We start from the raw sequence: 10,183 nt of genomic DNA, 5'->3' as shown, positions 1-10,183 counted from the left end.
ATTAATAGGTAGTATCCTCTCGCTAACAATACATTCAGCAAACGATTCAATTTCTTATTGATTCATCGAAATACATCAATTAGACGACTATTTTTCCATCGTGTATGTAAAACCACATCGTTCACTGGTTGTTATTGGTGTCACAAAACACGATAATATCAAGATCGGATTTTAAGAACGTAATAACTATGACCGAATATGTTTTGTTGTTGGTCGGCACTGTGCTGGTGAACAACTTTGTACTGGTGAAGTTTTTGGGCCTATGTCCTTTCATGGGTGTGTCCAAAAAACTGGAAACAGCAATAGGTATGGGCTTAGCGACAACTTTTGTGCTAACGCTCGCGTCAGTGTGTGCGTATTTAGTGGAAAGCTACATCCTTCGTCCACTAGGTATTGAGTACCTTCGAACCATGAGTTTTATTTTGGTGATAGCCGTTGTGGTGCAGTTCACCGAAATGGTTGTGCACAAAACCAGCCCGACGCTTTATCGCTTGCTTGGCATTTTCTTACCGCTGATCACAACAAACTGCGCAGTATTGGGCGTGGCACTTCTTAACATTAATGAAAACCATAACTTTATTGAATCGATCATCTACGGCTTCGGCGCCGCTGTTGGTTTCTCATTGGTGTTGATACTTTTTGCATCCATGCGAGAGCGCATAGCCGCCGCCGACGTTCCTGTACCTTTTAAAGGTGCATCAATAGCAATGATTACAGCAGGTTTAATGTCACTCGCCTTTATGGGCTTTACAGGTTTGGTGAAGTAAGCGATGAGTACGATTTTAATTGCGATTATCGCGTTAGCGGTTCTGGCTGCGATTTTCGGCGCGATACTTGGTTTTGCTTCTATTCGCTTTAAAGTTGAAGCGGACCCTATTGTGGATCAAATCGACGCCATTTTACCGCAAACTCAATGCGGTCAATGTGGCTACCCTGGTTGCCGCCCTTATGCTGAAGCAATTGCAAATGGCGACCACATAAACAAATGTCCACCTGGTGGTCAGGCAACAATCGAAAAGCTCGCCGACTTAATGGGTGTTGAGCCAGAAGAATCTGCGCACGATCTCGACAGCAAAATTCCAACCGTTGCGTTTATTCATGAAGACATGTGTATTGGCTGCACTAAGTGTATTCAGGCGTGTCCGGTGGATGCAATTGTAGGCGGAACAAAGGCGGTCCATACCGTAATCAAAGACGAATGTACGGGCTGTGACTTGTGTGTTGCCCCATGTCCGACTGATTGTATTGAAATGATTCCTGTGGCAACGACCACAGAAAGCTGGAAGTGGCAACTTCACTCCATTCCGGTACTTAACATTACGGATGCTGCCGACAATGCAGCGAACGTGAAAGATTCAATTAAGTAAGGTTTCACATGTTGTCTTTGATTGAACAAATTCGTACAGGCGCGCTTTGGGATTTCCCAGGTGGTGTGCATCCGGCAGAAAATAAAAAGCAGTCCAACAAAACTGAACTCGCTCATGCGGCTATCCCGTCAGAAATTGTATTGCCGCTAAAACAGCACATTGGTAAAGCGGGTAACCTACTGGTTGCCGAAGGTGACTACGTATTAAAAGGTCAGCCATTAACGCAATCGGAGACCGGCTTTACGGTTCCAGTGCATGCTCCAACATCAGGTACGCTCACCGCGATTGAGCCACGAACTGTCGCGCACCCTTCTGGGTTAAGTGAATTGTGCGCTGTCATCACGCCTGATGGTAACGATGCATGGTGTGAAAGAAACCCCGTCGCAGATTACCAACAAGAAACCCCTGACGCACTGATTGATGTTATTCGTCTCGCTGGTATTTCTGGTATGGGTGGCGCAGGCTTCCCTACTGCAAAAAAAATCCAATCAGGTTTTGCTCGTACCGAGATTCTTATCGTTAATGCAGCAGAGTGCGAGCCATACATCACGTCTGATGACAAGCTCATGCAAGAACATGCCGAAGAGCTTATTCAAGGTATCGAAATTGTCGAACATATCCTGACACCAAAGCTCACGATTATTGGCATTGAAGACAACAAGCCAGAAGCAATCAAAGCGCTAGAAGCTGCGGCTATAAACAAAGATATCGTTATTCGCGTTATCCCGACTAAATACCCTTCTGGCGGTGAAAAACAGCTGATCAAAATTTTAACCAATAAAGAAGTACCAAGTGGCGCGATTCCAGCCGATATTGGTATTTTGGTTCAGAATGTTGGTTCTCTTTACGCTATAAAACGCGCAGTCATCGACGGTGAACCGATGATAAAGCGCATCGTGACTCTCACTGGTAAAACCTTCAAACAACCACGCAACGTTTGGGCATTGTTAGGGACACCAGTACAAGCACTGTTGGATGAGTTTGGCTATAAAGCAGATAAGAAGTTACAGCGTTTAATTATGGGTGGGCCAATGATGGGCTTTACCCTTCCTCACTCCCAAGTGCCGATTACCAAGACAGCAAACTGTATCCTTGCTCCGACTCGTCGTGAGATCTCTCCGCACCAGTATGAGATGGAATGTATTCGCTGTAGCCAATGTGCAGAAGCGTGCCCTGCTTCGCTGCTGCCTCAACAACTGCAATGGCATGCAAAAGCTGAAGAGTATGACAAACTCGAAGAATTAAACTTAAAGGATTGTATCGAGTGCGGCGCTTGTGCGTTTGTATGTCCAAGTGAAATTCCGCTCGTACAGTACTACCGCCAAGCGAAAGCAGAAATTAGAACTAGAACACAAGAAGCGGAAGCTGCAGAGCGAGCAAAACTGCGTTTTGAAGAGAAAAAAGCGCGTATGGAACGCGAAAAAGCAGAACGTGAAAATCGCTTCAAGAAAGCTGCCGATCAGCGCCGTAAAGAGATGAAGTCTTCTGGCGGCGATGATGCGATAGCAGCAGCAATCGCACGAGTGAAAGCTCAAAAGACAGAAACCACAGAAAAAACAGAGCCAGCAGTAAAACCAGCCGTAGCGGCAGCCATTGCCAAAGCGAAGGCGAAACAAGCGGCAGCAGCTAAAGCAGGCTCTAGTGAACCTGATAACTCAGAAATGGCAAAACTGCGCGAAGAGCGCAAACGTCTTGCTCGCGAACGGAAAGCGCAAAAAGAACAAGGCGAAACGCCAGACAATAACGCTGATGATAAAAAGTCGGCAGTTGCGGCCGCCATCGCCCGAGCTAAAGCGAAAAAAGCACAACAAGAAGATTCAACTGAATCTGTAGAATCGGAAACGTCTGCACAGCAAGACAGCGATCCGAAGAAAGCCGCGGTTGCTGCTGCCATTGCACGTGCCAAAGCACGTAAAGCGAAGCAAGCAGACTCAACTGAAGCGGAAGAAGCTGAAGCACCTACTGAGCAAACCGACGATCCGAAAAAAGCCGCGGTTGCTGCTGCCATTGCACGTGCCAAAGCGCGCAAAGCGAAGCAAGCAGACTCAACTGAAGCGGAAGAAGCTGACGCACCTGCTGAGCAAACCGACGATCCGAAAAAAGCCGCCGTGGCTGCTGCGATTGCACGTGCCAAAGCGCGCAAAGCGAAGCAAGCAGGCTCAACCGAAGCGGAAGAAGCTGACGCACCTGCCGAGCAAACCGACGATCCGAAAAAAGCCGCCGTGGCTGCTGCGATTGCACGTGCCAAAGCACGTAAAGCGAAGCAAGCAGACTCAACTGAAGCGGAAGAAGCTGAAGCACCTACTGAGCAAACCGACGATCCGAAAAAAGCCGCCGTGGCTGCTGCGATTGCACGTGCCAAAGCGCGAAAAGCGAAGCAAGCAGACTCAACTGAAGCGGAAGAAGCTGACGCACCTGCCGAGCAAACCGACGATCCGAAAAAAGCCGCCGTGGCTGCTGCCATCGCTCGAGCCAAAGCGCGCAAAGCGAAGCAAGAAACGCAAACAGAGCCTGTTGAAGAAGCAGCTTCCGAAGAACCAGAAGAGGATCCGAAGAAAGCCGCGGTTGCCGCAGCAATTGCGCGCGCGAAGGCACGCAAAGCGCAACAAGAAGCTAATAAAAATAATACTGAGGAGAACGAGTAGTGTCGTTTTTTATTGCCAGTTCACCGCATACCCACAGTCGTCGTAGTACGCCAGACTTAATGAAATGGGTGGCACTTTGCGCACTTCCAGGTTTAGTAGCTCAAACCTACTTCTTTGGCTGGGGTACGCTTATTCAACTAATTTTTGCCATTGCAGTCGCTGTATCCCTTGAAGCCTTAGTCATGATCTGTCGTAAACGCTCACCAATGAGAGCGCTACGTGATAACAGTGCAATAGTTACCGCTTGGTTGTTAGCCGTTGCTATACCACCATGGTCTCCGTGGTGGATTATGGTGATCGGACTTATTTTTGCGATAGTAATCGCTAAACACCTCTATGGTGGCCTTGGACAAAACTTATTCAACCCTGCAATGGTCGCTTATGTGGTCTTGTTGATCTCTTTCCCAGTACAAATGACGAGTTGGAGTGCACCGACATCACTCATACCTGATCATGTAAATTTTGCAGATACACTCTCTTTAATTTTTACGGGCTATGATTACGACGGCTTATCACTTCAGCAAGTTCGCTCAGGAGTTGACGGCGTGACAATGGCGACACCACTTGATGCATTTAAGACTGGCATTCTTACAGGTGCCACTCCAAGCGAAGTAATGTCGCAGCCAATATTTGATGGCTTAGGTGGTATTGGTTGGCAATGGGTAAACCTTGCTTACCTTCTTGGCGGCATAGTCATGATCAAAAAGCGTATCATCCAATGGTATATTCCAGCAGGTTTCCTTGCGAGTCTGACTCTGTTTAGCCTAGTGTTCACGTTGCTGACGCCAGGGGAAACTGCGTCGCCAATTTTACACTTGTTATCTGGTGCAACCATGCTTGGCGCATTCTTTATTGCAACCGATCCCGTTTCGGCGTCTACCACCGTCAAAGGACGTTTAATCTTCGGTGCGCTTATTGGTGCTTTGGTTTTTATCATTCGCAGTTGGGGCGGTTTCCCAGATGGTGTTGCATTTGCAGTGTTGCTTGCAAATATGTGTGTGCCACTGATCGATTACTACACCAAACCTAGAACTTACGGTCACTGAGGTAAACATGTTAACCGCTATTAGAAAAAATGGTCTGACACTCGCGATATTTGCATGTGCAACAACCGGATTAGTCGCCCTTACTCAGTACCTAACAAAAGACCAAATCAAGGTACAAGAGCAAAAACAATTACTTTCTGTTTTGAATCAAGTCATTCCAGAAAACATGCATGACAACGCACTCACGCAAGCTTGTACAATGGTCACGTCTCCAGATCTGGGGACATTACGTGCGATGCCAGCCTACCTCGCCACGAAGAATGGTGAACCAACAGCAATCGCAATAGAATCTATCGCGCCAGATGGCTACAATGGTGAGATAAAAGTGATTACTGGGATTGATAATCAGGGCAATATTTTGGGGACACGCGTCCTAAACCACCAAGAAACCCCTGGTCTGGGCGATAAAATCGATCTTCGTGTCACCGACTGGATCCTGAGCTTTACAGGAAAACAAGTCACGGAAAACAATTGGAATTCGTGGAAAGTTCGTAAAGATGGCGGCGATTTCGATCAATTTACTGGTGCAACGATCACGCCAAGAGCCGTCGTAAAAGTGGTGCGAAATACCGTTAACTACGTAAACCAATCTCGTGAAGACATTCTTAACCAGCCGTTAGGCTGTGAAGGAGAGCAGTAATGAATGAGAATAAATTACTGATGAAAAACGGTATGTGGAGTAACAACCCCGCTCTCGTACAACTGCTGGGCTTATGTCCACTGCTAGCGGTTTCTTCCACGATAACCAATGCATTAGGTCTTGGTATTGCAACCTTACTCGTGCTAGTTGGATCCAACGTAACAGTTTCTCTTATTCGTAACTATGTGCCAAAAGAGATCCGTATACCTGTATTCGTGATGATTATTGCCTCACTTGTTACCTGCGTTCAGTTATTGATGAATGCCTATGCGTACGGTTTATACCTGTCTCTTGGTATCTTTATTCCTCTGATTGTAACGAACTGCATCATTATTGGTCGAGCTGAAGCATACGCTTCAAAAAATGATGTTGCACCCGCTGCGCTAGATGGTTTGTGGATGGGCCTTGGTATGACGAGCGTCTTGGTTGTTTTAGGTGCCATGCGCGAATTGATTGGTAATGGCACACTATTCGACGGAGCAGACCTTCTCCTAGGAGACTGGGCTTCAGCTCTACGGATTCAAGTTTTCCAATTTGACAATAGCTTCCTGTTAGCGCTTCTCCCACCTGGTGCATTTATCGGTGTTGGGCTGTTGATAGCGCTCAAAAATGTCATAGATAATTCAATTCAGGCACGTCAACCAAAAGAAGAAAAACCAACCATAGAACGTGCTCGCGTCACTAACGCATAACAAGATAAGGCTCTGTCATAGGAGCCTTTTTCATAAACCGCAGAGACGGTATTGGAAGTCAGCAATGAACAAAATAAAAAGAATCGAAATTCTTGAGCGATTACGAGAAAACAATCCGAATCCTCAAACTGAGCTTAACTGGAGCTCCCCTTTTGAGCTGCTAATCGCGGTATTATTATCAGCGCAAGCAACCGATGTAAGTGTCAATAAAGCCACCGACAAACTTTTCCCTGTCGCTAATACACCGCAAAGTATTCTCGATTTGGGAGTTGATGGCTTAAAAGAATACATAAAGACCATCGGTTTGTTTAACTCAAAGGCAGAAAACACTATCAAGACTTGTAAGATCTTGTTGGAAAAACACAATGGTGAAGTTCCTGAAGATCGTGCCGCGTTAGAAGCGCTACCAGGCGTAGGTCGCAAGACCGCAAACGTCGTGCTCAACACCGCTTTTGGTTGGCCAACTATTGCCGTCGATACGCACATTTATCGCGTGTCGAATCGCACTAAATTTGCGATGGGAAAAACGGTTGATGATGTCGAGCAGAAGCTATTAAAAGTTGTGCCAAAAGAGTTCAAACTCGATGTGCACCACTGGCTCATTCTTCATGGTCGTTATACGTGCGTAGCAAGAAAGCCTCGCTGCGGTAGCTGCATTATCGAAGATTTGTGCGAATATAAAGAGAAAGTATACCCAGATAGCTAACGCTATTTGTAAATCAAAGCTAGGAGCAAAAAATGTCAAACGGTCGAATTCTCCACACTATGCTTCGCGTAGGTGATCTAGACAAATCCATCAAGTTTTACACTGAAGTTATGGGCATGCAGCTACTTCGTACTAACGAAAATAAAGAGTACGAATACACGCTAGCGTTTCTTGGTTATGGTGACGAATCCCAAGGTGCAGTGATCGAACTGACTTACAACTGGGGTAAAACTGAGTATGACTTAGGTACCGCTTTTGGTCATATCGCCATTGGTGTTGACGATATCTACACAACTTGCGACGCTATCAAAGCGGCGGGCGGTAATGTGACGCGTGAGCCAGGTCCAGTAAAAGGCGGAAGCACGCACATTGCATTCGTAAAAGACCCAGATGGTTATATGATTGAGCTTATTCAAAACAAGCAAGCTTCAGCAGGTCTTGAAGGCTAAGCGGCACTTCTAATAATCACTTGTACTGCAAGTTGAACTCCGATTACAGGCAGGTCTGCGATCTGCCTGTCCTTTTATAAACAAAACTCTTTACTTGATAATAGTTATCGTTTAGATTTATCCGCAACTTCGATATGCGGGATTACGATAATGATCAGTGAATGGGAAAAACACACACTTCTAGCCGATACGGCACTTCAACTAGATGACCCTGTTCGCAGCATTCTTCATTACCAGCAAGCCCTAAGCCTGAGTGAAGATATCAGCGAATGTGTGGAAATTGAGGCGGACGAGCGATTATTAATTTCTGTGATTTCTTGTCATAACTTAGCTCAGTTCTGGCGTTGGGCTGGAGATACTGACTATGAACTCAAATACCTTCAACTGGCCTCTGAGAAGGTCTTAACACTTATCCCACAATGCCCAAATAAAGAGTGTGCAAGCTTTATCGACTCGATAGGATGCTGTACTAAGGCGTTGATAGACTTTATGAAGCGTCACCCTAATCCGGCTATTGCCAAACAGGTTGAAAAAATCGATACCGCCACCAATTGCGAAGTCATTGCCAAATTCCGCTTAAACTAACATTCAAATTATACAGCAGGAATCACCGAAAGGTGCTTGGCAAAATACCACTAAAATATTATTAACAACGTCAGTAAATCAAAAACGCCGAAGCTTTCAGCTTCGGCGTTTTTATAAGCATCACACTTGGGTTCGCCCTAGAGATATCACGACTCGGCGGTTTTTGTCTTTTCCTATTGGCGAACCGTTATCTGCAATAGGACGACGCTTGCCGTACCCTTGCACTTGAATTCGATCTTCCGGTAGCCCTAGAGACTGAAAATAGTCACGAAGTGACTCTGCACGTCGCTCTGATAAACTTTGACTCGCACTTTTACCATCGGTTGAATCTGTGTACGTCGCCACCAGCACGAGATCGATATCTTGATTATGTCGGATATAATCTGCAATTTGTGATAAACGCTTTTTAGAAGCCTTGGTTAACTGATCACCTTGTCTTTCGTAGTGCAAAATCGTAAAAGCAATGTCCTCGAAACTGTATTTCAATAAGTTGGAAATACAGTCGCTAAACGCGTTGTACTTGTTTTGAAACAGTACTGATGACAATGCGACTTCAATTCTCTGATCTCGGCTCTGCCAATCTTGGTAACTAAAAGTCGGATAACGGCCTTTTTCCAGCTCAGACAAAATGCCCCATGCTGTTTGCCCTCCGACATAACCATCAAACTGTTTAAAAAACTTTAAGTTTGTAATTCGATCGGCGTGTTCACCTGGTCGCCAAGGTGGCGGCATAGAAATGAGACTGACGTTACGTGTTTCTCCCATCGGACGACGCATTTTTAACTCAAAGTCTAAATTGATTTTTTTATTTGCACGAGATGAAAATACCGCATCTCCAAAGCTTGGAATGGGGTGTACAAGCTGACATTCTAATGGTGTATTGACCACCATTTCCCATTGAGATTGCTGTGGAGTTGCAGCATAACGTTTGCCCATCAAAGCGAAGCTGCTTGTGCTAAACAACGAAAATACAACACCACTGGTAATCAGCCATTTCTTCATCTAATACTGTCTCTTAAACGGCAGTCTGTTGCCGTCAATTTGCATCAATAAAACCACTTCAACCGGCATGCAAAAATCTCGCCAATATAGGGTTATCTGTCACACTGCCATTAATGTGAGCCACCGTGTTCCAATCACCTTAACCGCCACTTAGCGTTTTACTTCCTCATGTTTTATCGGTTTACATGATGCAAAGTATGGCGAATAAACGTCTACATAATATGCAATACAAACTTATTGATTGGATGCAAAATAGAATTCCGGTTTTCTCTTAAATTGCGGTTTTTCTCATCGGTATAATCTGCAATAATGCAGCCTTCGTCACACAAAAATAAGCCAACATGACACTAGAAAATGAAGCTCTAACCTTGAAAAAACGCTTTCGTGGTTATTTCCCTGTGGTAGTAGACGTTGAGACCGCTGGTTTCAATGCTCAAACTGATGCACTTTTAGAAATCTGTGCCGTTACGTTGAAAATGGACGAACATGGCGTGTTGCATCCGGCCTCCACCATTCATTTTCATGTGGAGCCATTTGAAGGCGCTAACTTAGAAAAAGAAGCGCTTGAATTCAATGGTATTCGTGACCCTTTCAGCCCTCTTCGTGGTGCTGTTTCTGAGCAAGAGGCGCTAAAGGAAATTTATAAGCTTATTCGCAAAGAACAAAAAGCCGCAGATTGCTCACGTGCAATTATGGTTGCTCATAACGCAGCATTCGACTTGGGTTTTGTAAATGCAGCAAATGAACGCTGTAAACTAAAAAGAGTCCCTTTTCATCCCTTTGCTACTTTTGATACGGCTACATTAAGTGGCCTTGCTTATGGCCAAACAGTTCTCGCTAAAGCATGCAAAACAGCCGGGATGGAATTTGATAACCGTGAAGCACACTCTGCGCTTTACGATACACAAAAAACAGCAGAATTATTCTGCGGTATTGTCAACAAATGGAAGGCCCTCGGCGGTTGGCCGCTTGTCGACGAAGAATAATAAGTAAACACAACATATTAGGAAAAGTATGAATCCTGTCGTTATATCAGTGTGCGTCATGCTCG

At 45.4% G+C, this 10,183-nt stretch carries 11 protein-coding genes; 10 read left to right on the top strand and 1 reads right to left on the bottom strand.

Annotated features, from left to right (window positions below):
- The first annotated feature begins 188 nt into the window (after positions 1-188).
- The 9 genes from rsxA to CAG68_RS03705 all read left to right on the top strand — a co-directional run bounded on the left by rsxA (position 189) and on the right by CAG68_RS03705 (position 8,130).
- Positions 189-767 carry an electron transport complex subunit RsxA gene (gene rsxA, locus CAG68_RS03745; protein ID WP_005380762.1) on the top strand — a complete coding sequence of 193 codons (579 nt, stop codon included), beginning with the start codon at positions 189-191 and terminating at the stop codon, positions 765-767.
- Between the two features lie 3 nt (positions 768-770).
- Positions 771-1,367, top strand: coding sequence for an electron transport complex subunit RsxB (rsxB, locus tag CAG68_RS03740; RefSeq protein ID WP_005380760.1), 597 nt, complete (start codon positions 771-773; stop codon positions 1,365-1,367).
- A gap of 8 nt (positions 1,368-1,375) precedes the next feature.
- Positions 1,376-4,012, top strand: coding sequence for an electron transport complex subunit RsxC (rsxC, locus tag CAG68_RS03735; protein ID WP_161440801.1), 2,637 nt, complete (start codon positions 1,376-1,378; stop codon positions 4,010-4,012).
- Entirely contained in the window at positions 4,012-5,058 is a 1,047-nt protein-coding gene (rsxD, locus tag CAG68_RS03730) for an electron transport complex subunit RsxD (protein ID WP_005380749.1), read from the top strand. The genes rsxC and rsxD overlap by 1 nt, the downstream gene beginning before the upstream one ends.
- 7 nt (positions 5,059-5,065) lie before the next feature.
- A complete protein-coding gene (rsxG, locus tag CAG68_RS03725) occupies positions 5,066-5,698 on the top strand; it encodes an electron transport complex subunit RsxG (RefSeq protein ID WP_047103464.1) in 633 nt (210 codons plus the stop codon).
- Positions 5,698-6,390: an electron transport complex subunit E gene (locus CAG68_RS03720; protein ID WP_005380745.1), complete on the top strand. Its 693-nt coding sequence runs from the start codon at positions 5,698-5,700 to the stop codon at positions 6,388-6,390. Before rsxG ends, CAG68_RS03720 begins: the two co-directional genes overlap by 1 nt.
- A 64-nt stretch (positions 6,391-6,454) precedes the next feature.
- On the top strand, positions 6,455-7,096 hold the full coding sequence (nth, locus tag CAG68_RS03715; RefSeq protein ID WP_005380743.1) for an endonuclease III: 642 nt from the start codon (positions 6,455-6,457) through the stop codon (positions 7,094-7,096).
- A gap of 32 nt (positions 7,097-7,128) precedes the next feature.
- Entirely contained in the window at positions 7,129-7,545 is a 417-nt protein-coding gene (gloA, locus tag CAG68_RS03710) for a lactoylglutathione lyase (protein WP_005380739.1), read from the top strand.
- Between the two features lie 150 nt (positions 7,546-7,695).
- Positions 7,696-8,130 carry a DUF2753 domain-containing protein gene (locus CAG68_RS03705; RefSeq protein ID WP_005384886.1) on the top strand — a complete coding sequence of 145 codons (435 nt, stop codon included), beginning with the start codon at positions 7,696-7,698 and terminating at the stop codon, positions 8,128-8,130.
- A gap of 120 nt (positions 8,131-8,250) precedes the next feature.
- Here CAG68_RS03705 and motY read toward each other — a convergent pair whose 3' ends face one another.
- Positions 8,251-9,132 (bottom strand): flagellar protein MotY, encoded by an 882-nt coding sequence (gene motY / locus CAG68_RS03700; RefSeq protein WP_005384887.1) that lies wholly within the window; start codon positions 9,130-9,132, stop codon positions 8,251-8,253.
- Positions 9,133-9,473: 341 nt separating this feature from the next.
- On the opposite strand from motY, the gene rnt reads away from it, so the two are divergent.
- On the top strand, positions 9,474-10,118 hold the full coding sequence (rnt, locus tag CAG68_RS03695) for a ribonuclease T (protein ID WP_005384888.1): 645 nt from the start codon (positions 9,474-9,476) through the stop codon (positions 10,116-10,118).
- The last annotated feature ends 65 nt before the right edge of the window (positions 10,119-10,183 follow it).

This window comes from Vibrio sp. V42_P2S4T144, from assembly GCF_009904715.1.
GTDB lineage: Bacteria > Pseudomonadota > Gammaproteobacteria > Enterobacterales > Vibrionaceae > Vibrio > Vibrio alginolyticus.
The sequence above is the reverse complement of the archived record's forward strand: the minus strand, read 5'-3'. Positions and strand labels throughout refer to the sequence as shown.

What these genes read in the sequence shown, in the direction of transcription:
- CAG68_RS03705 (WP_005384886.1), top strand. Translation starts at nt 7,696, where the DNA reads ATGATCAGTGAATGGGAAAAACACACACTTCTAGCCGATACGGCACTT.
- rsxA (WP_005380762.1), top strand. Translation starts at nt 189, where the DNA reads ATGACCGAATATGTTTTGTTGTTGGTCGGCACTGTGCTGGTGAACAAC.
- motY (WP_005384887.1), bottom strand. Translation starts at nt 9,132, where the DNA reads ATGAAGAAATGGCTGATTACCAGTGGTGTTGTATTTTCGTTGTTTAGC.
- rsxB (WP_005380760.1), top strand. Translation starts at nt 771, where the DNA reads ATGAGTACGATTTTAATTGCGATTATCGCGTTAGCGGTTCTGGCTGCG.
- nth (WP_005380743.1), top strand. Translation starts at nt 6,455, where the DNA reads ATGAACAAAATAAAAAGAATCGAAATTCTTGAGCGATTACGAGAAAAC.
- CAG68_RS03720 (WP_005380745.1), top strand. Translation starts at nt 5,698, where the DNA reads ATGAATGAGAATAAATTACTGATGAAAAACGGTATGTGGAGTAACAAC.
- rsxC (WP_161440801.1), top strand. Translation starts at nt 1,376, where the DNA reads ATGTTGTCTTTGATTGAACAAATTCGTACAGGCGCGCTTTGGGATTTC.
- rnt (WP_005384888.1), top strand. Translation starts at nt 9,474, where the DNA reads ATGACACTAGAAAATGAAGCTCTAACCTTGAAAAAACGCTTTCGTGGT.
- gloA (WP_005380739.1), top strand. Translation starts at nt 7,129, where the DNA reads ATGTCAAACGGTCGAATTCTCCACACTATGCTTCGCGTAGGTGATCTA.
- rsxG (WP_047103464.1), top strand. Translation starts at nt 5,066, where the DNA reads ATGTTAACCGCTATTAGAAAAAATGGTCTGACACTCGCGATATTTGCA.